This is a genomic window from Larkinella rosea (genome assembly GCF_003858635.1).
GTDB classification, from domain to species: domain Bacteria; phylum Bacteroidota; class Bacteroidia; order Cytophagales; family Spirosomataceae; genus Larkinella; species Larkinella rosea.
Window position 1 is genome coordinate 362,098 of sequence record NZ_RQJO01000015.1, and the last position, 23,454, is coordinate 385,551.

The 23,454-nt window shown below is 49.0% G+C and carries 21 protein-coding genes and 1 pseudogene; 12 read left to right on the forward strand and 10 right to left on the reverse strand.

Annotated elements, in window-relative coordinates; genetic code table 11:
* Positions 1-165 precede the first annotated feature (165 nt).
* Both EHT25_RS27975 and EHT25_RS27980 read left to right on the forward strand, forming a co-directional pair.
* Complete coding sequence (locus tag EHT25_RS27975; RefSeq protein WP_185731538.1) at positions 166-1,305, forward strand: acyl-CoA dehydrogenase; 1,140 nt, start codon at positions 166-168, stop codon at positions 1,303-1,305.
* Positions 1,306-1,476: 171 nt separating this feature from the next.
* The gene (locus EHT25_RS27980; RefSeq protein ID WP_124878713.1) at positions 1,477-2,403 is read left to right on the forward strand and encodes an AraC family transcriptional regulator; all 927 of its coding nucleotides are present in this window, start codon (positions 1,477-1,479) and stop codon (positions 2,401-2,403) included.
* Positions 2,404-2,479: 76 nt separating this feature from the next.
* Here the strand turns inward: EHT25_RS27980 and EHT25_RS27985 are convergent, their stop codons facing one another.
* From EHT25_RS27985 to EHT25_RS28000, 4 genes are all read right to left on the reverse strand, one after another.
* Positions 2,480-3,268 (reverse strand): phosphoglycerol geranylgeranyltransferase, encoded by a 789-nt coding sequence (locus tag EHT25_RS27985; RefSeq protein WP_124878715.1) that lies wholly within the window; start codon positions 3,266-3,268, stop codon positions 2,480-2,482.
* On the reverse strand, positions 3,231-3,677 hold the full coding sequence (locus EHT25_RS27990; protein ID WP_124878717.1) for a hypothetical protein: 447 nt from the start codon (positions 3,675-3,677) through the stop codon (positions 3,231-3,233). The genes EHT25_RS27985 and EHT25_RS27990 overlap by 38 nt, the downstream gene beginning before the upstream one ends.
* Before the next feature lie 89 nt (positions 3,678-3,766).
* On the reverse strand, positions 3,767-4,192 hold the full coding sequence (locus tag EHT25_RS27995) for a phage holin family protein (RefSeq protein ID WP_124878719.1): 426 nt from the start codon (positions 4,190-4,192) through the stop codon (positions 3,767-3,769).
* Positions 4,193-4,403: 211 nt separating this feature from the next.
* Positions 4,404-4,787, reverse strand: coding sequence for a TraR/DksA family transcriptional regulator (locus EHT25_RS28000; RefSeq protein WP_124878721.1), 384 nt, complete (start codon positions 4,785-4,787; stop codon positions 4,404-4,406).
* Between the two features lie 334 nt (positions 4,788-5,121).
* Between EHT25_RS28000 and EHT25_RS28005 the strand changes: the two genes are divergently transcribed.
* The 3 genes and pseudogenes from EHT25_RS28005 to EHT25_RS28015 all read left to right on the forward strand — a co-directional run bounded on the left by EHT25_RS28005 (position 5,122) and on the right by EHT25_RS28015 (position 7,658).
* Positions 5,122-6,396: a Glu/Leu/Phe/Val family dehydrogenase gene (locus EHT25_RS28005; protein ID WP_185731513.1), complete on the forward strand. Its 1,275-nt coding sequence runs from the start codon at positions 5,122-5,124 to the stop codon at positions 6,394-6,396.
* Positions 6,397-6,577: 181 nt separating this feature from the next.
* The gene (locus tag EHT25_RS28010; RefSeq protein ID WP_124878723.1) at positions 6,578-7,237 is read left to right on the forward strand and encodes a phosphatidylserine decarboxylase family protein; all 660 of its coding nucleotides are present in this window, start codon (positions 6,578-6,580) and stop codon (positions 7,235-7,237) included.
* Between the two features lie 71 nt (positions 7,238-7,308).
* Positions 7,309-7,658, forward strand: a pseudogene (locus EHT25_RS28015) (DUF5618 family protein).
* Positions 7,659-7,691: 33 nt separating this feature from the next.
* Here EHT25_RS28015 and EHT25_RS28020 read toward each other — a convergent pair.
* A complete protein-coding gene (locus EHT25_RS28020) occupies positions 7,692-8,978 on the reverse strand; it encodes an amidohydrolase family protein (protein WP_124878725.1) in 1,287 nt (428 codons plus the stop codon).
* 253 nt (positions 8,979-9,231) lie between these two features.
* Here EHT25_RS28020 and EHT25_RS28025 point away from each other — a divergent pair, with 253 nt between their 5' ends.
* From EHT25_RS28025 to EHT25_RS28045, 5 genes are read left to right on the forward strand one after another with little or no spacing between them, the layout of a single operon-like run.
* Positions 9,232-10,806 carry a hybrid sensor histidine kinase/response regulator gene (locus tag EHT25_RS28025; RefSeq protein WP_124878726.1) on the forward strand — a complete coding sequence of 525 codons (1,575 nt, stop codon included), beginning with the start codon at positions 9,232-9,234 and terminating at the stop codon, positions 10,804-10,806.
* Positions 10,807-10,833: 27 nt separating this feature from the next.
* The gene (locus EHT25_RS28030; RefSeq protein WP_124878728.1) at positions 10,834-14,439 is read left to right on the forward strand and encodes a response regulator; all 3,606 of its coding nucleotides are present in this window, start codon (positions 10,834-10,836) and stop codon (positions 14,437-14,439) included.
* 57 nt (positions 14,440-14,496) lie between these two features.
* The gene (locus EHT25_RS28035; RefSeq protein ID WP_124878730.1) at positions 14,497-14,862 is read left to right on the forward strand and encodes a response regulator; all 366 of its coding nucleotides are present in this window, start codon (positions 14,497-14,499) and stop codon (positions 14,860-14,862) included.
* 10 nt (positions 14,863-14,872) lie between these two features.
* Positions 14,873-15,682, forward strand: coding sequence for a CheR family methyltransferase (locus EHT25_RS28040; RefSeq protein WP_124878732.1), 810 nt, complete (start codon positions 14,873-14,875; stop codon positions 15,680-15,682).
* Entirely contained in the window at positions 15,664-16,254 is a 591-nt protein-coding gene (locus EHT25_RS28045; RefSeq protein WP_124878734.1) for a chemotaxis protein CheB, read from the forward strand. The genes EHT25_RS28040 and EHT25_RS28045 overlap by 19 nt, the downstream gene beginning before the upstream one ends.
* Before the next feature lie 2 nt (positions 16,255-16,256).
* On the opposite strand, the gene EHT25_RS28050 is transcribed toward EHT25_RS28045, so the two are convergent.
* Positions 16,257-17,033: a hypothetical protein gene (locus EHT25_RS28050; protein ID WP_124878736.1), complete on the reverse strand. Its 777-nt coding sequence runs from the start codon at positions 17,031-17,033 to the stop codon at positions 16,257-16,259.
* A gap of 247 nt (positions 17,034-17,280) precedes the next feature.
* Between EHT25_RS28050 and EHT25_RS28055 the strand changes: the two genes are divergently transcribed.
* Complete coding sequence (locus EHT25_RS28055) at positions 17,281-18,906, forward strand: amidohydrolase family protein (RefSeq protein WP_124878738.1); 1,626 nt, start codon at positions 17,281-17,283, stop codon at positions 18,904-18,906.
* Positions 18,907-19,092: 186 nt separating this feature from the next.
* Here EHT25_RS28055 and EHT25_RS28060 read toward each other — a convergent pair whose 3' ends face one another.
* Entirely contained in the window at positions 19,093-20,688 is a 1,596-nt protein-coding gene (locus tag EHT25_RS28060) for a M28 family peptidase (RefSeq protein ID WP_124878740.1), read from the reverse strand.
* A gap of 328 nt (positions 20,689-21,016) precedes the next feature.
* Here EHT25_RS28060 and EHT25_RS28065 point away from each other — a divergent pair, with 328 nt between their 5' ends.
* Positions 21,017-21,865 (forward strand): alpha/beta hydrolase family protein, encoded by an 849-nt coding sequence (locus EHT25_RS28065; protein WP_124878742.1) that lies wholly within the window; start codon positions 21,017-21,019, stop codon positions 21,863-21,865.
* Positions 21,866-21,885: 20 nt separating this feature from the next.
* Here EHT25_RS28065 and nadD read toward each other — a convergent pair whose 3' ends face one another.
* The 3 genes from nadD to EHT25_RS28080 are packed head-to-tail and all read right to left on the reverse strand — an operon-like array spanning position 21,886 to position 23,358.
* On the reverse strand, positions 21,886-22,458 hold the full coding sequence (gene nadD, locus EHT25_RS28070; RefSeq protein ID WP_124878744.1) for a nicotinate (nicotinamide) nucleotide adenylyltransferase: 573 nt from the start codon (positions 22,456-22,458) through the stop codon (positions 21,886-21,888).
* A gap of 30 nt (positions 22,459-22,488) precedes the next feature.
* On the reverse strand, positions 22,489-23,088 hold the full coding sequence (gene gmk, locus EHT25_RS28075) for a guanylate kinase (RefSeq protein WP_124878746.1): 600 nt from the start codon (positions 23,086-23,088) through the stop codon (positions 22,489-22,491).
* Between the two features lie 6 nt (positions 23,089-23,094).
* On the reverse strand, positions 23,095-23,358 hold the full coding sequence (locus EHT25_RS28080) for a hypothetical protein (RefSeq protein WP_124878747.1): 264 nt from the start codon (positions 23,356-23,358) through the stop codon (positions 23,095-23,097).
* Between the last annotated feature and the right edge of the window lie 96 nt (positions 23,359-23,454).

The following is a 23,454-nucleotide window of genomic DNA, read 5'->3' on the forward strand; positions in this document are numbered from 1 at the left end:
AGGAAATACTCCGGATTTGAAAGTCCGGCAGCGGCCGACCGTCCTTTAACCGGGCCGCCGGAGTGGGGATTTAGGGGTGACAATGACAAATTCCGTTAACATATTCAGTACGAATTCAAAACACTTCACGACGACATGTCAACTTCCACACTTGAATTATCCGGTCTGAATTTTAACCTGACCGAAGAACACCAGGCCGTGCAGGAAGCCGCGCGGGATTTTGCACAGACCGAACTGTTGCCCGGTGTTATCGAACGTGACAATGCGGCCAAATTTCCGACTGAGCAGGTTCGGCGTATGGGCGAACTCGGTTTTCTGGGTATGATGGTATCACCCGACTACGGCGGGGGCGGCATGGATACGGTTTCGTACGTGATCGCGATGGAGGAGATTTCCAAAGTTGATGCCTCGTGCTCCGTCGTCATGTCGGTCAATAACTCGCTGGTTTGCTGGGGCCTGGAAGCCTTTGGTACGGAAGAACAAAAACAGAAATACCTGACCAGACTGGCGACCGGCGAGGTCATCGGAGCGTTTTGTTTATCGGAACCGGAAGCGGGTTCGGATGCGACTTCGCAACACACCTCGGCCATCGACCACGGCGATTATTATTTGCTGAACGGCACCAAAAACTGGATTACGAACGGCGGATCGGCGAGCACCTACCTCGTGATGGCGCAAACCCACGCCGAGAAACAACACCGGGGCATCAATTGCCTGATTGTTGAAAAAGGGCAGGACGGTTTTGTAGTCGGAAAAAAAGAGGATAAAATGGGCATTCGAGCGTCGGACACGCATTCGCTGATGTTTACCGACGTAAAAGTCCCGAAAGAAAACCGCATCGGCGACGACGGTTTTGGCTTCAAATTTGCGATGTCAACGCTGAACGGTGGCCGGATCGGAATTGCCGCCCAGGCGCTGGGCATTGCGGCCGGGGCCTACGAACTGGCGTTGAAATATGCTCAGGAGCGGCAGTCGTTCGGTAAAAAAATCTTTGATCACCAGGCAATTCAGTTCAAGCTGGCCGAAATGGTGACAAAAATTGAAGCTGCCCGATTGCTGGTTTACAAAGCCGCCCGACTGAAAGACGAACACAAGGATTACGTGCAGGCGGCCGCGATGGCCAAATTATTTGCATCGGAGGTTGCGATGTGGGCTGCGACGGAAGCCGTTCAGATTCACGGCGGCTATGGCTACGTCAAAGAGTATCACGTCGAGCGGTTTATGCGGGACGCCAAGATTACGCAGATTTACGAGGGTACGTCCGAAATCCAAAAATTAGTAATCGCCCGGGAGCTGCTCAAATAGAACTATTTTACCGTTAGCACAATTTTTTTAAAAAACAGGCGCGCTACTTTATTGGTATCGCGCTATTTTTTTTATCTTTTCGCAAGAACGAATGTTGTATTAGATTTGTACAATTTATTAGTTTTGTGCAACTTTGCAATATGATCAATGTAGATACATCACTTTCCCCCTATGGAAGACTATAATAAAATTATCGAATCGCTGGGTGTGAAGTTCATCAAGGCCCGAAACATCCGTATTTTACAGCCCATAACCATCAAAAACTATTACGATGTTGAAAATACATTGACCGTTCTCTACAACGGTGAAGTATCGTTCGGCGAAGAAAAAGTAAAGGTGGAAACCGGTGATATGTTATTTATTCCGGGTGGTAAGCACATCACCGTCACCTACGGCGACGCGTCGCAACCGAAAACCGTCTCGAATGAAGAATTTATGATTCACCGGGAATTGTATTTTGAAGCCAACCGCGATCCGCAGAAAATCGCCAACATGCCGAACTCCTTCGGGTATGTGTCGTTTGAAGCGAAGGTGTTCGACTCGGTAAACTTCTTCAACTCGCTGGATGTTCCGCCGTTTATCATCAAGCGGGAAGATTCGCTGGTGCAGACGATCAACCAGATTCTGGCCGAAGAAATGCTGGATACCGCCGGTAAAGGTCGGATTATCAAGATCAAAACCGAAGAAATCGTGATCGAGGTCATTCGGTACATCTTGAAAAACCGCCTGTTCGTTGAGCAGCTGGTGACCAACAGCACGTACTTCAAGGATCCGCGTCTGATCGATATTTTTGCCTACATCAAAGATAACCTCGGCGGTGATTTGTCGAACAAAGTGCTGGCGAACGTCGCGAACGTGTCGGAAGATTACGTCGGGCAGTATTTCAAAATGCTGACGGGTATCAACCCGCAGGATTACATCGAATACCAGCAGATGGAAGCCGCTGTCGGGCTGCTCCGGACGTCGAAGAAAAGCATCCGGGCCATCGGTGCCGAAGTCGGTTACAAAGACACGGCGTATTTCTGCCGCCGGTTCAAGATGATGTTCGGAATTCCGGCCGGTAAAATGCGCCGTCGGGAGTCGCTAATGAATGTATAAAACCCATACCCACACAAAAGGCCGGACGAAAGGATTGCCCCTTTTCGTCCGGCCTTTTTTCGTTATACCGTATCGGTTACGCCAGTTGCCGGTTTACTTCCTGCACAACGGCGGCAATTTCGGGTAATAATTCCGGATTTTTCTCGATTCCGTTCCCAACCACAATGACATCGGCACCGGCCTGCAAGGCGGCTTGCGCCCGCTCCACGGAATTAATACCTCCGCCAACCACAATGGGCGTATCGACACACGAACGAACGGCGGCAATCATTTCCGGCGAAACCGGTCGCCGGGCTCCGCTGCCCGCATCCATGTAAATCAATTTGAGTCCGAGCATCTCGCCCGCCATGGCCGTACAGGCTGCCACACCCGGTTTATCATACGGAAGGGGGGTGGTATTGCTGATGTATGAAACCGTTGTTTGTACACCGCTATCGACGAGCATGTAGCCCGTCGGCAGAATCTCCAACCCACTTTTCTTTAAAAGCGGAGCGGCAATAACGTGCTGCCCGATCAAAAACTCCGGATTCCGGCCCGAAATGAGGGAAAGCAACAGAATTGCATCGGCGCTGGGCTCGATGTGAAGACTATTTCCGGGAAAAAGGATCGTCGGAATATTCGTATACGTCCGAATGGTTTCAATGACTTCCCGCAGAATGAAGTTGGTAATCAGACTTCCGCCCACGAAAAAGAAATCAACCCGGTTTTCAACACTCCGAATCAGCAGGTCTTTAAACGATTCTTGCTCGATTTTATCCGGATCGAGCAAGACGGCAAATGATTTTCGCCCTGTTTCCTTGCGGTTATACAGGGTATTCAGTAACAGGTTACGGGTATTGTCCTGGCTGTGTGTGTGTGGTTGCATTATCCTGACGTAAACGCGAAATAAAATCAGTTACCTGCTGCCGGGCCAGATTGGTCAGAATTGACGTCACGATCCCGGTAATTGCACCACCGATTGCCGACCGTGCGGGAGCTTCTTCAGCGGCTTTAGCCGCCCGTCGCGCGTGCGCCCGGGTGCTTTCACCAACCTCTTCATAGTCGTCTTCATCGTAGTTGCTGTCCGATTTATCAGACTTAGGTATCACAATACTGGCAACAACGTAGACGGCTAAACAAACTCCCGCCACCAACGCCACAGTTTTACCGACTTCTGCGGCATCCTCTTTCAAGGCTTTGACGTTGGTCTCAATCGAACTTTTATACTGCTCGGTGGCTTCCATCAACTCAGCCCTTCGGGCCGATGTATCTGAAAAGGGCACATTCGTATCCATAAAATGAGCGTTCTAAAATTAGTAAAAAAATGGATTGACTTATGATAAAGCGAACTACTTAGTTCGTATTCTAGGGAAAATTATGGTATTTATTCCTTTATTGATCCACTCTCGTTCAACGACTCGCGCGTTTGGGTCATCAAATCCTGAATGGCTTCGGCCCGTTCTTCGGCTTTCTTCTCCTGGGCATGTTTCAGTATGTTGTAGGTCATCCTCCGAAGCATGCCTTCTACCGGCCCTTTTGCGAAGGCCCAAATCAGGGTCAGCAATAGGAAAAAACCGGCCACGATCAGGAAGCCCAGGTAACGGCTGTCCAGCACTTCGTTGAGATAGGCGGCTAACAACGAAAATAAAAAGATGGTCGTGATGGTTACCAGAAATCCGAGCACAATTCCGTGTACGGCATTCAGCGCAATGTTTTCAACCTGGCTGCGGGTTTCCAGTTTAAATAATTCAATCCGTGCTTCAAGGTATTTGAAGATGCTTTCCCTGATTTCTTCTAGTCGTTCTAACATAGCGGTTTGTCGGTAAAGACTGCTGTAGTAGTACCAATTACGACCCATTTTGTTTGGAAAATGTTTATTAACCAAACCAGTTTTTTACTTCTATTTATCTTATTGGACGAGAAACTACCCAATAGTCATCGCAATACTAAAAAAAATCCCGCTTCATGGATGAAGCGGGAGATTAAAAAAGCCTATTTTCCGGAAACGACTAGGTGTCGCCTTACGATCGTTTGAGTTTGGCTTCGATCGTTTGCTGCGTGTGCGGAACTGCCCGCAGCCGTTCTTTCGGAATTAACTTGCCGGTATCGATACAAATACCGTATGTCCCATTTTTAATTCGAACCAAAGCGGCTTCCAATTGCTGAATAAACTTCTGCTGACGGGCCGCCAGCTGACTGAAGTTTTCGCGCTCGCTGGTATCGGCGCCATCTTCCAGCAGTTTGGATGTACCCGACGTATTATCGGTACCGCTATCATTCCGCTTGCTAAGCGTTTCCTTGATGTAATTAAGTTCGTTCCGGGATGCTTCTAACTTCTGGCTAATCAGCACCTCGAACTCCTTTAGCTCCTCCTCTGAGTACCTTTTCTTGTCTTCCTGAACCATAGTACTGATCAGCTAGTTAAGTGGGTGAATATTTTCCGTCGATGAAATAACAAAATTACAACTCTATTGATTCTTTTTCAATCAATAAGACCTACCGTTTAAAAAAAAGTTCAAAAAATAGTTGTTGGCAAATACCCGGAAATGCCAATCATTATTTGGTGTTATAAGTGCTTGTTTGTGACGTTGTTTGGTATAAAAAACCGGATGTAATACATGATTTTGAAACCGGAAATTATACTAATCCCCGAAAAAATAGTTCATAAGTAGTATCGTTGTCTTTTTTGGTAATTTTGCGATGGCGCTTCATCAGATTGCCAACTAAAAAAATAGTATTATGGCTTATATAGAACCAGCCCCCATAAAAGATAAAGAGAATCCGCTTGAATCCATGATGTCGCGGTTCGATGCCGCAGCCCAGCTTCTGGGCGTAACCGAGGAAATGTACTACATCCTGAAGGTTCCGGCGCGGCAGGTGATGGTTGGTTTGCCCATCACGATGGACAATGGATCGATCAAAGTTTTTGAAGGTCACCGCGTTATTCACTCCACCATTCTGGGGCCGTCGAAAGGCGGCATCCGGCTCGACCCGGCCGTTACGCTCGACGAAGTACGGGCCTTAGCTGCCTGGATGACCTGGAAATGCGCCGTTGTCGACATTCCGTACGGCGGGGCCAAAGGTGGTATTGCCTGCAACCCGCGCGAGATGTCGGCCGGCGAAATTGAGCGCCTGATTCGGGCGTATACCGTAGCCATGCTCGACGTTTTCGGCCCCGATCGCGACATTCCGGCCCCGGATATGGGAACCGGCCCGCGCGAGATGGCGTGGCTCATGGACGAATATTCGAAATCGCGGGGCATGACCATCAACGGCGTCGTGACCGGAAAACCGCTCGTTCTGGGTGGTTCGCTGGGCCGCACCGAGGCCACGGGGCGGGGTGTTACCGTCGCGGCACTGTCGGCGATGGACAAACTCCGCATGAATCCGTATCGCTCGTCGGCGGCTGTGCAGGGTTTTGGCAACGTCGGTTCGTTTGCGGCTGAACTGCTGCACGAACGCGGTGTTACGGTTATGGCGATCAGCGACGTGACGGGCGGTTATTACAACGATCGGGGTATCGACATCAGCGCGGCTCTGGCCTACCGGAACGCCAACAAAGGGACACTGGAAGGTTTCAACGGTGCCGAGCGCATTTCAAACGAAGAACTGCTGGCATTGCCGGTCGATGTGCTGGTTCCGGCGGCTAAGGAAGACGTTATTACGGCCGAAAACGCCGATTCCATTCAGGCGAAAATGATCGTGGAAGGTGCCAACGGCCCTACTTCGGCCAGCGCCGACGATATCATCAACGAAAAAGGAATTATGGTAGTGCCGGACATTCTGGCCAACGCCGGGGGCGTAACGGTTTCGTATTTTGAGTGGGTTCAAAACCGCATCGGGTATAAATGGACGCTCGACCGGATCAATCGCCGGGCCGACCGCAACATGAAAGACGCGTTCGACCGCGTCTTCGAAACGTCCCAGAAATACAAGGTTTCGATGCGACTGGCGGCTTACATCGTCGCCATCGACAAAGTGGCCAGCACCTATAAATTCCGGGGCGGTTATTGAGTAAAAATGCACGGATTTCAGTCTACAAAGGAGAAAACTCAGGCGGTTTTCTTCCAATGTGGACTGAAATCTTTGTTTTTAGGCGTAGTGAATGTCGCCCGCGAATTGGAGCCAATGTACTTTGTTTCGTACCTTCACCGCTCTACCCATCTTTAGAAGAAGCAACTGATTTTCCATTCGTATGACTATCCACAAGGAAGGATATCAAATTTTGTTCTGGACAGCCCTTATTCTGTTAGCAGTCAATCTTTTATCCATCTTCTATCTGTTCACCGGTAACCAAACGGCCAGTACGCTCATTCTCGTTGTCAGTCTGGTGCTGTTCTTTTTGGTTCTGCAATTTTTCCGGAAACCGCGCCGAACTACGCCGTTGAACGATCAGCACGTCATTTCGCCCTGCGATGGCACGGTGGTCGTGATTGAGGAAGTAAACGAACCGGAATATTTCAAAGCTCCGCGCCGGCAGGTGTCCATTTTCATGTCGCCGTTGAACGTCCACATTAATTTTTATCCCGTCACCGGCACCGTCAACTACGTCAAATACTATCCCGGAAAATACCTGGTTGCCTGGCATCCGAAATCGAGCACCGAAAACGAACGGACTTCCGTGGTGGTCAAGGCCAAAACCGGAGCCGAAATTCTCCTCCGCCAGATTGCCGGGGCGCTCGCCCGCCGGATTGTGTGGTACGCCAAAGAAGGCCAGCAGGTGCAGCAGGGCCACGAGTTGGGCTTCATCAAATTCGGTTCGCGGGTCGACCTGTTCCTGCCACTGGATGCAGAAGTGAAAGTAAAGATTGGCGAGAAAACGCAGGGCGGCATTACGGTGATCGCGGATTTGTAACTGGTAGCCAGTGACTAATTACGGTTTGATTCGTTAAATGAATCAAACCCGCTGCTAAACGTTACCTGCTTATGAAAACCGTATATGAAGCCCGACATTACCTTGATAATGCGAGAGAAATCCTGCGCGAGAAAGCCAGGAAAGAAGACGGTTATTATCAGGATACGAAATACGTCAAGATGGCGGGCCATACCGCTTACGCGGGCGTTCTGGTCGCTTTAGACGGTTTTCTGGGTAAAAAAGGAAAGACCGGAAAGACGTTGACTGGTATAAACAGCAGCTTTCTCCCCTGGATAAACAGCTGCTGAATGCATTCATTGGAGCTTATTACACAGTATATTTATCCATGTCACATACTGGAAACCCTAGCCCAGATGTAGCGGCTGCCGGGTTGACCGAGGCAGAAAAGATCATCAAGTAGGTTGAAAACCGGGTGAGTGGAGCATAACCGGACTTACTTCCCGGCTTTCGGTTCGTACACCTTCCCATTCTTAATCACCAGTTTTACATCAAAAAGACTCCGGGCGAAATCGGTTTCCAGATCCCCGTTGAAAACCGCTAAGTCGGCTTTCATCCCTTTCTTGATGGTTCCCACGCGGTCGCTGATTCTCAACGCTTTGGCCGCATGGACTGTGGCATATTGCAGGACCCTGGCAGCTGACATTCCCGCTTCGAAATAAGCCAGCAAAACGTCGACGGCACCCGCGCCCCGCGCAATGGTGGTGATATCCGTATAAAAATCGGCTCCTGCCACAATCATAACGCCCTTTTGCTCCGCCCGTTTGAGCCGGTCGTGCACGCTGTTGAGAAAACCGTTCGCATACTCCTCACCTTCTTTGCCCTTCATACCAATGCCAATCACCATTTTCAGGGCGTTTTGCCGGGACATATCGGTCGGAACCAGATACGTTCCGCGCTGACTCATCAACGCTAATGTGCTGTCGGAAAGGCTGTAGCCGTGTTCAATGCCATCCACACCCGCCAGCACCGCATCACGGGCCGACTCGTCGGTGGTGGCATGGGCCGTTACCGGAAGCTGGTTGCGGTGAGCGGTTTTCACAATTACGGCAATTTCGTCGGGAGCCAGTACGCGTTTATCGGTATTCATCGCCACTTTAATGACATTGACGCCGTGCGCAACGTGTTCCATAACAGCCGCTTCGGCATCTTGAACGCCCCTGACAACCCGGTATTCCTGATTGATCACAAAACTGTCGGCGGGGAAAAGTTTGCCAAACTGACCGCCCGGCGGACTAATGATCGGCCCCGAAACATGCAGATCCGGCCCGGGTTCCTGCCCGCTGTTGAGCAGCTTTTGCAGCCGGACATCCAGGTATTGTCCCGAATTACCCACATCGCGCACGGTCGTAAAACCCGCTTCCAGGTTTTCTTTCGCAAATCCCAACCCCTGCCGGATGCGTTCGTCGGCGGGGACTTTCGACGCGTCGGCCAGGCCGTTTTGGGTTTGTTTCTGGTGAATCAGCAGGTGCGTGTGGGCGTCCATCAAACCGGGTGTTACCGTGCAACGGCCGAGGTCGATCACCCGGGCACCGGACGGTTTACGTAACTTGTTGCCAACCTGCGTGATGACGCCATTTTCAATCAATATGTCCTGGTTTTGTCGGAAAATCTGTTTCTCCGAATCGTAGATTTTGCCGGTACGAAGCAAAAGAGTTTCATTCGGCTGTTGAGCAAGGGCAAAAGAAGAAATGCACAGGAGCAGAAGGATTACGTGTTGCATGAAATGGAGTGGTTTAAAAACATTGATCCGCTTTGCCGGGAAAGAGGGGAAAAATGGCATTTCTACTGAATTTTTACGGATAAAGCCTGAAACTCGGGTTTGCGGAGATCGTTTATTTCATAATTACTTATTTACTGACCCTTCGATATTTGGAACCACCCACTTCGTAGCCCTATCTTCACATTTTCGTTAGAAAAGAAGATCGGAAACACCCAAACGGCCATTTTCGGAGCCTTAAACACCTGCATTGCGTATGATTTTAATTGTTGATGACAGGCCGGAAAATATTCTTCCTCTAAAGAAAATCCTTGAGTTACATAATTTTACGGTTGATACGGCCGAATCGGGCGAAGAGGCCTTAAAAAAAGTCCTGAAAGCCAACTATGCCGTGATCATTCTGGATGTGCAAATGCCCGGAATGGATGGTTTTGAAGTCGCCAATGCCATTGCCGGTTTTAGCAAAGCCAAAGACACGTCCATCATGTTTCTTTCGGCGGTTAATACCGAGAAAAAATTCATTGCCAAAGGCTATACGTCGGGCGGAGTTGATTATCTAACCAAACCGGTCGATCCCGATATTCTGGTTTTAAAAATAAAAAATCTGCACCGGTTATATCGGCAGCAGCAGGAATTAAAAGAAACCCAGAAATCGCTCGAAAAAGAAATTGAAGTGCGGAAACAGGCGCAGGAAGAGATTGCCGGACGCATGCAGGAACTCCGGTCGGTTTTGGCGTCGCTGCCGCAAATGGCCTTTACCATCGGCCCGGATGGCGGTCTCGAATATGTCAACGAACACTGGTTTCTTTATTCCAGCGACCAAACCGCCTTTCCCCAAACTCATCCCGACGATAAAAAAGTATGCGAAGACTGGGATATTTATTTAAAAAATGGAATCGAGTTTACGCGGGAAATCCGGCTGAAAGAACTCGCTACGGGCGATTATAAATACCATTTATTGCGCATATTACCCATTTTTCAACAGGGAAAACCGGCGCGCTGGGTTGGTACGTTTACGGACATCCATCCGCAGAAATTAGCCGCCGAACTGCTGGAGCAAAAAGTTGAATTACGAACGAAAGAACTCCTGGTTAAAAACCTGGAACTGGAACGAAGCAACCATGAGCTTCAGCAATTTACCTGGGTTGTTTCGCACGATTTAAAAGAACCGCTTCGGAAAATACAGATTTTGAATGACCTGATTAAAGAAAAGTATTTATCCGGAAATTCAGAAGCAATAAGCTACCTCGATCGGTCCATTAATTCATCGGCCAGGATGTCCGGTTTGATCAATGATTTGTTGTCGTATGCCCAGTTATCGACCCCGGCTTTATTTCAGCCGACTAATTTGAGCCATTTGCTCAACGAAATTCTGGTTGATTTTGACGAAATTATTCATGCCAAAAAAGCCGTAGTTACGATCGACCAATTGCCGGTGATCGATACCGTACCCGGGCGCATCCGGCAGGTTTTTCAGAACCTGCTCAGCAATGCACTGAAGTTTTCTAAAAAAGATATCCCACCCGTTATTCGCATCACGTCTGAGCGTATTGCCGAAAAAAACGTGGATAGCGAACGGAATCCGGATGGCGGTTTTTATCGTATTGTGGTGAGTGACAACGGGATTGGATTCGACGAAAAATTCATGGATCGTATTTTTGTCATCTTCCAGCGTTTAACCGACCGGGCGAGTTACGAAGGGACCGGCATTGGTCTGGCTATTGCCAAGAAAAATATGGATAAACACAATGGAATTATTTCTGCCAGAAGTCAGGTCAATGAAGGTAGCCAATTTATATTGATTTTGCCGATTCACCAGATAAACGAATAAAAAGACCGGGTTCATAAGCGCGAAGGTATGCCGCAATCGACTAATAATTCCGTTATCCGACAATTACAGATTGTCTTTTCCTTTTCCATATTGTTGCTGTTGCTCAGTTTGGTGGCTTCTTTTTACAGCACCCAGAAACTGATCAGCAATTCTCAGTTAGTAAATCATACCAATCAGGTATTGATCGAAGCGGAGAACATTATATCGTATGTCAAAGATGCAGAAACCGGCCAGCGTGGATTTATCATTACGCTCGATCCGCTTTTCCTACAGCCTTATAATGGGGCCTATGAAAAAGTACAGGCCAGTTATAATTCCGTCAGAAATATGACAGCTGATAATCGCATTCAGCAAAAGAGCCTTTCGGAAGCCAAGACATTATTTGATGCGAAGTTTGTCCAGATGCAACGCATTATCGACATGGCAAAACGAAATAAGTACTTTGTCAATGATACGATTTCGCGGCAGAGTGAAATGATACGGGGAAAGAAGATTATGGACGATCTTCGATCCTTGATCAACCAAATTAAAATGGATGAAAATGCCTTACTGAACAGGCGGATTGAGCAGCAGCAAATTTACATTACGTATACGCCCTATCTGCTCGTTATAGCAGCATTTATATCGGTATTGATTACCGCCAGCGCTTATTTACGGATTAAAAAAGACCTCGACGATCGACTTGCCAAGCAAAAATTAGCCGAAGAAAAATACCGCGAAACCGCTGCAAGAATTACCGTCATGGAGGACATAACGTCCGACATTGCCGAAGGAAATTACGCCATCCGAAGTGAAGATAACAAAGACGATGAACTGGGTCGAATTGCCCGGGCATTGAACACGATGGCGACGTCGCTGGAAACCACTTTTACCGATTTAAATAATAAAAACTGGCTGCAAACCGGCACGGTTAACTTAAACGAAGCCATTCGGGGGGAGCGGGATCTGGAAAAACTCGCCGACAACCTGATTGAGACGTTAACCAGTTACATCAATGCGCCTTTGGGAACGGTTTACATTATCGATAGCGATTCGAGTTTTAAACTGGCGGGAAGTTATGCAGCAACCGACGCACCGACTACGGTTAAAATCGGCGAAGGACTGGTTGGCGAGGTTATTAAAAGCAGAAAGCCGCTTCTGGTTGATAACCTGCCCGCCAATTACCTGAACGTCAATTCGTCGTTAGGACATACTCCGCCCGTAGCCCTGATTATTGTGCCGCTGGTGTATGCCCGCACGTGCATTGGAGTCATTGAAATCGGTTTTTTGAAGAAACCCGAACCGCTGGAAATCGAGTTTCTGGAAGCCAACCTCGAAACCATTGCCATTGGCGTCAATGCTGCTTTGGATTACGTGAAACTTCAGAATTTCCTGGAAGAAACCCAGGCGCAATCGGAAGAGTTGCAGGCCCAGCACAACGAGCTGGAAAATGTGAATGCGGAGCTGGAAGCGCAGTCGCTGAAACTACAGGCGTCAGAGGAAGAGTTGCGGGTGCAGCAGGAAGAATTGCAGCAAACCAATTCGGAACTCGAAGAACGCAGCGTTTTGCTGGAAGAAAAGAACGAGGAAATTCAACGGAAAGCGGAAGAACTGGAACTGACGACCCGGTATAAATCCGAATTTCTGGCTAATATGTCACACGAATTGCGGACGCCCCTCAATTCGATTCTGTTGCTGAGCCGGTTGCTGGCCGAAAACAACGAAGAAAATCTGTCGGGCGATCAGATCGATTACGCCAAAGTGATTCAGTCGTCCGGGAACGGCTTGCTCGGGTTGATTGATGAAATTCTGGATCTTTCCAAGATTGAAGCCGGTCAGATGAAGCTGGAGTACCTGGACGTAGCACTTCCCGAAATAACCGATGAGGTTCAGTCTTTGTTTGCGCCACTGGCGAAAGATAAAGGGCTGGATTTTAACGTAATTGTTGAGAAGGACGTGCCGGCAGTGATTGAAACCGATAAGATGCGGTTGGGACAAGTTTTGAAGAATTTGATTTCCAATGCATTGAAATTCACGTCGAAAGGGAGCGTAACATTGACCATAAAACGGCCCGAAAATGCGGATTCAATGCTCAGCTTTATCGTGAAAGATACCGGCATTGGCATACCGCCGGAAAAACAGCAACTTATTTTTGAGGCTTTTCAGCAGGCCGACGGCTCAACCAAACGGAAGTATGGCGGCACCGGTTTAGGCTTGTCCATTAGCCGGGAATTGACAAAGCTGCTGGGTGGCGAAATTGTACTTTTTAGCAAAGTCAACGAAGGGAGCGAGTTTACGGTAACCATTCCCACGAGCAGTTTGCCCGCGGCTAATTTGCCGGGGAAAACCACTCAATATGTGAACCGGAGCCCCGAGCCCGCAGCTGTCACCGAGGTTACCGGACCGGATCAATACATCAGCACAACCATTCCGGAAAGTATTCCGGACGACCGGAATGCGATTACGGAGCGCGACAAAACGATCCTGATTATTGAAGACGACACCAATTTTGCCAAATCGCTGCTGGATTATTCCCGGCAGAAAGGGTACAAAGGCATTGTTGCCGTTCGGGGTGATGAAGGGCTCAAACTGGCCGGAATCTATAAACCGCTCGGGATTTTACTGGACATTCAATTACCAATCATGAGTGGATGGCAGGTGATGGACGCCCTAAAAGCCGATCCGCAAACCCGGCCTATTCCGGTACACATTATGTCGTCGCACAAATTAAAAAATGAAAGTTTGCTGAAAGGAGCGGTCGATTTCGTGGATAAACCGGTCGCATTCGAGCAGATGCAGGAAGTCTTTAAAAAGATTGAATACGTTTTGAATCGGACGAGTAAGAAAGTGCTGATTATTGAAGATAATCCCAAACACGCCAAAGCCCTGGCGTATTTTCTGGAGACGTTCAACATTCATTCCGAACTGAAAAGCAACGTGCCGGAAGGGGTGAATGCATTGCAGAAAGAGGAAATCGATTGCGTTATTTTAGACATGGGTATTCCGGATCCCAAAGCCTACGAAATACTGGAAGAAGCCAAAAAAAATCCGGGTCTGGAAAACCTGCCGATTATCATTTTTACCGGCAAAAGTCTTTCGCTGGCCGAAGAATTAAAAATTAAGAAATACGCCGATTCGATCATTATCAAAACCGCTCATTCCTACCAGCGTATGTTGGATGAAGTGTCGCTTTTCCTCCATTTGGTCGAAGACAACAAGAAAACCGGTACGACCAGCAATGATTTCAAAAAACTGGGCGCCTTGAGTCAGGTACTGGCGAATAAAACCGTGTTGGTTGCCGATGACGACGTTCGGAATATTTTCTCACTTTCGAAGGCCCTGGAAACGTATAAAATGAACGTCGTTACGGCCTTGGATGGGAAAGAAGCATATCAGAAACTTCAGGAAAATCCGAATATCGATGTGGTTTTACTGGACATGATGATGCCGCAGATGGATGGCTACGAAACTGCTAAAAAAATCCGGGAAAATCACCAATGGAGGAATTTGCCGGTTATTGCCGTTACCGCAAAAGCGATGACGGGCGACCGGGAAAAATGCATTCAGGCGGGCGCATCCGATTACATTACCAAGCCTGTTGACATTGATCAACTGATGTCTTTATTGCGGGTCTGGCTCTATGAACGTTCCTGATTTTTGCGTTTAATTCGTACATATAACCAATCTGATCAACGCAATTAAACCAGCACAATGGGTAAAAAAAGAATTTTGATTATTGACGACGATGCCCGTAATATTTTTGCCCTGAGCGCTACCTTACGGGCGCGGTCGTTCGAATGTATTTCGTGCACGAGCGCGCGGGATGCGCTGGAGTTACTGAAAACCGATGAGGTGGTAGATGCCGTTCTGATCGACATGATGATGCCCGAAATGGACGGGTATGGGGCCATTCCGCACATAAAAAACATTACAAAGCGTGTTCATACGCCAATTTTTGCCGTGACGGCACAGGCGATGGTCGGCGACCGGGAAAAATGTTTGCAGGCCGGTGCGACGGATTATATTTCAAAACCGGTCGATGTCGATCGTCTGTTGCAGTTGCTATCGCGTATTTAATGCATTGGTGATGATAGAAGATACGGAGGTCGACCTGGTATTAAACGACCTGTTTGAATTATACGGGTATGACTTCACCAATTACGCGAAAGCGTCGTTGAAGCGACGAATTAGCCGATTATTTATTCTGGATAAATTTCCAAGTTTTGCCGAGTTTCGGTACCGGCTTAAATCGGACGCAAACTACATCAAACGGGTCATTGAAGGGCTTACCGTAACCGTTACGGAAATGTACCGCGACCCGCAATTTTACAAAGCTTTACGAACCGAAGTAATTCCGACGCTATCGGCCAAACCTTTCATTCGAATCTGGCATGCCGGATGTTCAACTGGCGAGGAAGTGTTTTCAATGGCGATCCTGCTGAAAGAAGCGGGGCTACTCCATAAATCCTTGCTGTATGCCACCGATTTAAATCCGGAAGTACTTGAAAAAGCGCGGAAAGGAATCTTTCCATTGCTGCAGATGAAACAATATTCAGAGAACTATATTGAATCGGGGGGAAAGAATGATTTTTCGGCGTATTATACCGCCCAATACGGACAGGCTAAATTTGAAGAACTATTGGCCGAACGCATGATTTTTTCGACCCATAATTTAGTTTCTGATCGCTCTTTCAACGAGTTCGATCTTATTTTGTGCCGGAATGTCTTGATCTATTTCGATAAATATTTACAGGAACGAGTCCTGAATTTATTCGATGAAAGTATCGGTACACTCGGTTATCTGGCATTGGGCTCAAAAGAAACACTGAATTTCTCCTCCATTAAACCCGGGTATAAGCAATTAAATAAGGAAAAAATATGGCGGAAAATAAGCTGAAAAATACTTGTAAAGCTGTCGTTATTGGCGGTTCTGCGGGTAGTATTGAAGTGTTGTTAAAACTACTTCCGGCTTTATCTTCGCCTTTGTCGTTTGCGGTAATTATTGTCCTGCACCGAAAAAATTCGACCGATTCATCGCTGGTTAATCTGCTGGCGCTTAAAACCAGCCTGCCGATTCGGGAGGTGGAAGACAAAGATGCGGCCAAACCGGGAGCAATTTACCTGGCCCCCGCCGATTACCATCTGTTAATCGAAAAAGAAGAAGTGTTTGCGCTGGACGATTCGGAAAAAATCAATTATAGCCGACCTTCCCTCGACGTTACCTTCGAATCGGCGGCCGATGTCTACGGTTCTTCCCTGGTCGGAATTCTGTTGTCGGGCGCGAATGCCGACGGAACGGCGGGATTGAATGCCGTCAAAAAAAACGGTGGAATTATTGTTGCCCAAAAACCGGAAACCGCTCAATCCAGTTTTATGCCCCAGCAAGCCATTTTAAATGCCCCGATTGACTTTATATTTGATGTCGATGAAATAGCGGTTTTTGTCAATTCGTTCAATACCAAAGCCTGATGTTACTGTTCCTCCACATTTCCCGCTCCCAATTCCTGAAATAACGTCTGCCAGTATTGCGTCACCGCCGGATTGTTTTCTTTGACCGATGCATTGGGCGCAAACGGTAAAATCATCGAAATATCGGGGCTGCCAATGGTGTACTGCTTCAACTGACCGGCGTCGGCTTTGGCCCATTCCTCCGCCTGTGCGTTGTCTTTGGGGGGTGTTTTATGGAAATCCCGGCGCCCGGCGCGGTAGACACTTTCCACCATGTCGCTCAGGTAATACACCTTCACCGTCGCACCGGTTTCGTTGGCTTTGGCAATTACCGGCAAACTGGCCCAGATATCGGTTTCCTTGCTCGACGACGACGGATTGGGAGCTGCCAGTTGCTGCAACACGCGCTGACGGATGGCGGTTTTTTCGCGGCCCAGCGATAAATCGAAACTGGTTTGGGCGGCTTCGCGGTCGGTGGCGTTGGCGCTGCTGATGTCTTCCATTTCCGAGCGCGTCGTTACTGAGAGCGCGCGGGCCTTTGACGTATTTTCGTGGATGAAATAAACGTCCAGTTTATCGCCTTTGTTCTTGACATTCTGTTCGATAATCTCGTTGACCGCTCCCTGGTATTTCTGCGCAACAAATGCTTTGTTGGCATTGACGCTGACGGATTTATCCAAAAAAATCAGCGTATAGATGGGCTCGGTTTTGGCCGTTTTCGGATCGCCTTCTTTTCCCGAATCAGACGAACAGGCCGCGAGAGTCAGGAGCAGAACGCAGCTAAAAACTATTTTTCTCATAGTTGCTTAATAATCATCAGATTTCCGGTTGCCGAAACGACGACAGCGGTATTTGTAAAACTTTCCCCACAGTGAGTTGTTTGGCGCTGGCGTGTCGATCCGGAATAATTTGTATTTTCTCTTTCAATAATTATCCGAATCAGTGCTTTTATCGATCTCGATTTAAAACCGTATTCCGGAAAATCAAATGTACCAACAAACTCTGTATCTTGCTTAATATGCTGATCAACAAACCTTCTCTTACGGTATGAACCTTGTTTTTACCCGGTTTAGTATCCTCGTTCTTGTCGTTATTTCGTTTGCGGTCCGGGTGTCGGCCCAGATCACGAACGCTCCCGCGCGCAACGAAGGCGACGGCCCGCACAAACGACTTATTATCCGGGGCGTTACGCTCATCAACAGCACCGGAGCGCCCCCGATCGGGCCGGTAGACATTGTGGTGGAGAAAAACCGCATCGCCCAGATCCGGCAGGTCGGTCATCCCGGCGTTCCGATCGATGCCAAAAACCGCCCCCCACTGAATCCTGGTGACAAGGAACTGAACTGCGAAGGCATGTATCTGATGCCCGGTTTTGTTGATATGCACGGCCACATCGGTGGCAAAGCACAGGGAACGCCCTCGGAATACGTTTTTAAACTCTGGCTGGGTCACGGTATTACCACCATTCGCGACCCGTCGGCGGGCAACGGTCTGGATTGGGTGCTGGAACATCGGGGCAAAAGCGAACGCAACGAAATAACCGCTCCCCGCATTAAAGCGTATACCTCGTTCGGACAGGGCGCAAAAGAACCCATCACAACGCCGGAGCAGGCCCGGGCCTGGGTGCGCGAAAATGCGAAGAAGGGCGCCGACGGCATCAAGTTTTTCGGGGCCGAACCGGCGGTTTTTCGGGCGGCTCTGGACGAAAACAAAAAACTGGGCCTGCGTTCGGCCTGTCACCATGCTCAACTGGAAGTAGCCCGCATGAACGCACTGGCGACGGCCAAAGCCGGGCTGACGTCGATGGAACACTGGTACGGTTTACCCGAAGCGCTGTTTGAAGACAAAACCATTCAGTCGTATCCGGCGGATTATAATTACAACAACGAACAAAACCGTTTCGAGGAAGCCGGAAAACTCTGGCTGCAAGCCGCCAAACCGGGTACAGAAAAGTGGAATAAAGTGATGGACGAGCTGATTGCGCTGGATTTTACGATCGATCCGACCTTCAATATTTACGAAGCCAACCGCGAGCTGATGCTGGCCCGCCGGTCGGAATGGCACGATGAATACACGCTTCCGGCACTCTGGCGGTTTTACGGACCGAGCCGGATTTCGCACGGTTCCTACTGGCACAACTGGGGCACGGAACAGGAAGTGACCTGGAAGCGCAATTACCAGCTCTGGATGGCGTTTGTGAACGAATACAAAAACCGGGGTGGCCGCGTCACGACGGGTTCGGACTCAGGCTTTATTTACCAGTTATATGGTTTTGCCTACATCCGCGAGCTGGAACTGCTGCGCGAAGCCGGTTTTCACCCGCTGGAAGTGATCCGGGCGGCCACGCTGAAAGGCGCGGAAGCCCTCGGCATGGCCGATCAGATTGGTTCAGTGGAAGTCGGGAAGTTCGCTGATTTTGTGATTACGGAAGAAAATCCGCTGGCGAATCTGAAAGTGTTGTACGGCACCGGCGCGATTCACTTGAACGAGAAGAACGAAGTGACGCGGGTAGGAGGGGTGAAGTACACCGTGAAAGACGGTATTGTCTACGATGCCAAACAACTCCTGGCCGACGTCCGGAAGATTGTCGTCGAGGCCAAACAGAAAGAAAACTTCGAAATCACCCAACCGGGCATGCCGCCCAAACCGGCCAAGCTTTCGGGGGGGAATTAAAACCGTCTTGAACCGCCGGGCGGCCCCGCGGGATTTCACAGATTAAAGGATTAAGAGGATAGGCTACGCAATCTTTTAATCTCTATATATTCTGTTAATCCCTTAATCTGCGTAATCCCACGGGGCCGCCCGGCGGTTCAAGACTGTTAATCCTTTAATCCGCGGAATCCCGGTTCAAGACGGTTATTACGGTTTGTTACTATCCACGACCAGCTTGTTATCCCGGTTCGCAATTTCCCAGGCGGTGTAAAACACCAGACGGGCGGATTTTTCGGCCAGCTTGAAATTGATTTTCTCAACGTCGTCGCCGGGCCGGTGGTAGTCGGCGTGGAGGCCATTGAAGTAAAAAATGATGGGAATTTTATGCTTGGCGAAATTGTAGTGGTCGGAGCGGTAATAAATTCGCTGCGGATCGCTGGGTTCGTTGTACTTGTAATCCAGTTCCAGCGCCGTGTATTTCCGGTTGGCGTCTTCGCTGATCTGGTGCAGTTCCGACGATAGTTTATCGGAACCAATGACGTAAATGTAGTTGTCGGATTTCCCTTCGTGCAGGTCGTCGACGCGGCCCACCATGTCGATGTTCAGGTCGCAGACGGTTTTATCGAGTGGCAAAACCGGGCTCATGTCGGTGTAATATTGCGAGCCCAGCAAGCCTTTTTCTTCCCCCGAAACCGTCAGGAACAGCAGGCTCCGGCGTGGGCCGTGACCTTCGGCTTTGGCTTTGGCAAACGCCTGTGCAATTTCAATCACCGATACCGTTCCGGAGCCGTCGTCGTTGGCGCCGTTGTTCACCTGGCCATCCGGGTTGACGCCAATGTGGTCATAATGCGCCGAAACCACGATCACTTCGTCTTTTTTGTCGGTTCCTTCCAGAAAACCGGCTACGTTGCTGCTTTCGAGCAACACATCTTTCCGTTCGGCTTTCAGACTGATTTTTCCTTTCAGCGCGCCCGAATTTGCCTTGCCGGTTTTGCTGATTTTGGCAACCGCAGCCTGCCATTTGGCGGGAGTCGTATTGAGCAGTTCCGCGCCCATTTCCTGCGGAATCAGGAACGTACCGACGGCCCCGATTTTCTCCATTGCCGGTTTGAGACTCAGCCGGTTAAACCGCCCCATCAAGGCCGTACGTTCGGCTACCAACCGGCGGTAGGCTTCCGGCGATTCGGCCGAAACAATAAAGATTTGCTCGGCGCCCTTGTCTTTCGCAATCGTCACTTTTTTCCGCAGGTTTTCTTCGCTGCTCCATTCCGAAGGCTTGTCGGAGTTGGTAATCAGGTAGTTGCCATTGGCTTTTTTGGGTTCACCTTCCAGAATGACCACTGCTTTTCCCTGTACATTCACCTTCGCGTAGTCATTGTAAGTGTCGGTCATAATACCGTAGCCCACAAAAATGGTTTCGAACGATGCTTCCTGCATCACGCCAAACAACCCGTTGACAATGAAATCCTTCGGATAGGTGTATGTTTTGTCCCCGGCTTTGACGTAAAAATCACCCCAGGTCTTCTGGTACAGCGTGAACGGCTGGAAATACCCGGTTTTGCCGTCTTCGGTTTTGACAATGGGCTGTAGCTTTTCGGCAGCGAACTGTTTGGCGATGTAATCGGCGGCTTTTCGCTGGCCGGCTTTCCCGGTTTCACGACCTTCCATATCGTCCGCAGCCAGCACGCGCAGGTGCTTCTCGAGATCCGCTGCCTGAATGGTATTGGCGTAATCGGTGGCGGTTTGGGCCGTGGCCAGCTGCGCAAGCAACAGAAAACCGGCACTACAAATCGAATATTTCATTGAGTTGTTGTGAAGAAAATGACAAAGTAAAAAGCAGGAATCGAAAATATCCGTCCCTGCTTGTGCAAATATAAAACGAAAATGTGGGTTAATTCAGTACCCAAATCAGGGTTGTTGCACAATCGCCACCGGCTGGATTTTGGGCAATGCTTATAAGTTCTATTTCTGACTTTTGAAGTTTCATCCCGGTTTTTCAAACTCATCTCCGGTCTGCAATCGCCATACATCAAAAGTATCCTAAAATGCAACATGCGTCTCAGCAGGGCGAGCCACTAAATCCCACCTTTGCCGGGATTTAACATTCTGTTCTATTCAACAACATCTACTTATGGAAAAAATAGTTATTACAGCCTCCGATGGCTATCAACTGAGTGCGCTTTATGCCGCTCCTTCCACTAAAAGCGTGGGCACTATTGTCATCAGCTCGGCTACCGGAGTTCGAAAAGAATTCTACCTGCATTTTGCGTTTTTTCTCGTTGGTCAGGGGTATACGGTTTTGCTGTATGATTACCGGGGAATCGGCGGATCGGCCCCGGACGACCTGCGTAAAATGGATGCGTATATGCACGAATGGGGAACCAAAGACATGAATGCGGTTCTTAATTACCTGGTGGAAGGAAAAGGCCTGACGGATATTATCTGGCTGGGGCACAGCGTTGGCGCCCAGTTGATCGGTTTTCTGGAAAAACCGCACCACATCAGAAAAGTCATTTCAATCAATTCGGCGTTGGGATACTGGCGGTATTTTCCGTTTCCGATGAACTGGCTGATCTGGGGACTCTGGTATTTTATTGGCCCCTTAATGGTCAAACTGTACGGCTATGGCGTGATGACGAAAATCGGCTGGGGCGAAAACCTCCCGCGTAATATGATGAAGGAATGGCGATCCTGGTGCCTAAACAAAACCTACTTTCGGGCGTCGTTAAAACAGGCGTTGCAAGCCGATCAGTTTTCGCAGTTTACCACACCGATCACATCCGTCTACATGAGCGACGATTTTATCGCCAATGACAAAACCGTGCCGTTGATGTTAACATTTTTCCCGAATGCACCGCAGCGGATCCGAAAGCTGGCGGTCCGGGAATTCACGCAGGAAAAGGTGGGGCACACCGGCGTGTTTCGGAAGAAATTCCGGCACAACCTCTGGCCGGTGCTGATTGAGGAAATCAAAAAGTAAACCGCGGGCGTTTGACGGGCTTACAGATAAAATTTCTTCCGCTCAATGATCTCCCCAACTACATCCGGCACGAGGTAGCGAATGGAGCGGTTATTTTTGAGACAATCGCGGATAAATGTCGCGGAAATATCCAGCAAAGGAGCCTCCACGAACCGGACGTTGGGGTGTTGCTCCAGCGGACTGGGTTCGCTTTTGGGTCGCGGATAGACGTAAAGCCCGAAATACTCCAGAATTTTTTCGTAGTTCTTCCAGTTGGGAAACTGTGCCAGATTGTCACCGCCAATGATAAGCCTGAACTGGTGCTGCGGGTATTTTTCCTGAAGGCGGGTGAGCGTATCGATCGTATAACTGGGGCGGGGCATCGAAAACTCGATGTCCGTCGCTTTCAGTTTTGAATTATCGGCAATGGCCCGTTCCACCAGATCGATCCGGTCGAACTCGTGGAGCAGGCTTTTATTCTTTTTGAACGGGTTTTGCGGAGAAACCACAAACCAGACCTGCTCCAGATCGGTGGTGGTAGCCATCGTATTGGCAATAATCAGATGACCAACGTGAACCGGGTTGAAGGAGCCAAAAAACAAGCCGATTTTCATAAGCGCAACGGTTTCAGGCCAACTACCCGGTTATACGACGGTTGCCTTTGTCGGAATGATGTCCTTTTGTAGGAAATCGTCCGTCAGTTTCTGCGCTTTTTTCAGGGTGCTTTCCAGTTCGTCGTTGACCAGAATAACGTCGAACTGGTCCTGAAAGCTCATTTCGAAGTGAACCTTGAATAAGCGTTTCGAGAGACTATCCTCGGTTTCGGTGCCACGATCGAGCAAACGACGTTGCAGGGTTTCTTCGTCCGGTACTTTCACAAAAACCGCCAGCGCTTTGTCGCCGTAGTATTTTTTAAGTTTCAAACCACCCTGTACATCCACGTCGAACAAGACGTGTTTGCCGCTGCGCCAGACGCGCTCGATCTCCGATTTCAGTGTTCCGTAGAACGCACCCACATACACCTCTTCCCACTCGACGAATTCGTCGTTGTCAATTTTTTCCTTAAAATCTTCGGGAGTCAGAAAGTAGTAGTCTTTGCCGTTTTGTTCAGCGCGGCCCCGGCGGTCGCGGGTGCAGGCGGAAATCGAAAAACCCAGATTCGAATTGGTGGCGAGTAAATGCCTGACGATGGTGGTTTTACCTGAACCGGAGGGTGCCGAAAAAATGATCAGTTTGCCTTCCAAAACCGCTTATTTAGTGATTTCTGCCTGAATAGCGGCTGCAATCTTCTCGGGGCAGCACTTTTTTTCAACTTTGCCCTGAAGGGCTTCCTTGATACACTTTTCAAGGTTATACATATCGATGCACGGTTGGCAAACTTCAATATGATCCTTGAAATACTGTTTTTCTTCATCGGTGGCTCCCCCGTCCAGAATCGACTGAATCCGTTTCAGGCATTTAGCCTGTTGATCGCAGCTTTCTTTCTTGGGGGTAGTCGCTTGCCTACCCTCCATACCAACCGTAGTCGATGAATGCAATGTGCCTGACATTGGAAAAATTTAATTTATTCCAGAAATTGTTATACAATATAGAAACTAATCTATTAACCA

Coding starts and splice junctions, on each gene's coding strand:
- EHT25_RS27980 (WP_124878713.1), top strand. CDS start 1,477: ATGGAAGACTATAATAAAATTATCGAATCGCTGGGTGTGAAGTTCATC.
- EHT25_RS27985 (WP_124878715.1), bottom strand. CDS start 3,268: ATGCAACCACACACACACAGCCAGGACAATACCCGTAACCTGTTACTG.
- EHT25_RS27990 (WP_124878717.1), bottom strand. CDS start 3,677: ATGGATACGAATGTGCCCTTTTCAGATACATCGGCCCGAAGGGCTGAG.
- EHT25_RS27995 (WP_124878719.1), bottom strand. CDS start 4,192: ATGTTAGAACGACTAGAAGAAATCAGGGAAAGCATCTTCAAATACCTT.
- EHT25_RS28000 (WP_124878721.1), bottom strand. CDS start 4,787: ATGGTTCAGGAAGACAAGAAAAGGTACTCAGAGGAGGAGCTAAAGGAG.
- EHT25_RS28005 (WP_185731513.1), top strand. CDS start 5,122: ATGGCTTATATAGAACCAGCCCCCATAAAAGATAAAGAGAATCCGCTT.
- EHT25_RS28010 (WP_124878723.1), top strand. CDS start 6,578: ATGACTATCCACAAGGAAGGATATCAAATTTTGTTCTGGACAGCCCTT.
- EHT25_RS28020 (WP_124878725.1), bottom strand. CDS start 8,978: ATGCAACACGTAATCCTTCTGCTCCTGTGCATTTCTTCTTTTGCCCTT.
- EHT25_RS28025 (WP_124878726.1), top strand. CDS start 9,232: ATGATTTTAATTGTTGATGACAGGCCGGAAAATATTCTTCCTCTAAAG.
- EHT25_RS28030 (WP_124878728.1), top strand. CDS start 10,834: ATGCCGCAATCGACTAATAATTCCGTTATCCGACAATTACAGATTGTC.
- EHT25_RS28035 (WP_124878730.1), top strand. CDS start 14,497: ATGGGTAAAAAAAGAATTTTGATTATTGACGACGATGCCCGTAATATT.
- EHT25_RS28040 (WP_124878732.1), top strand. CDS start 14,873: ATGATAGAAGATACGGAGGTCGACCTGGTATTAAACGACCTGTTTGAA.
- EHT25_RS28045 (WP_124878734.1), top strand. CDS start 15,664: ATGGCGGAAAATAAGCTGAAAAATACTTGTAAAGCTGTCGTTATTGGC.
- EHT25_RS28050 (WP_124878736.1), bottom strand. CDS start 17,033: ATGAGAAAAATAGTTTTTAGCTGCGTTCTGCTCCTGACTCTCGCGGCC.
- EHT25_RS28055 (WP_124878738.1), top strand. CDS start 17,281: ATGAACCTTGTTTTTACCCGGTTTAGTATCCTCGTTCTTGTCGTTATT.
- EHT25_RS28060 (WP_124878740.1), bottom strand. CDS start 20,688: ATGAAATATTCGATTTGTAGTGCCGGTTTTCTGTTGCTTGCGCAGCTG.
- EHT25_RS28065 (WP_124878742.1), top strand. CDS start 21,017: ATGGAAAAAATAGTTATTACAGCCTCCGATGGCTATCAACTGAGTGCG.
- nadD (WP_124878744.1), bottom strand. CDS start 22,458: ATGAAAATCGGCTTGTTTTTTGGCTCCTTCAACCCGGTTCACGTTGGT.
- EHT25_RS28080 (WP_124878747.1), bottom strand. CDS start 23,358: ATGGAGGGTAGGCAAGCGACTACCCCCAAGAAAGAAAGCTGCGATCAA.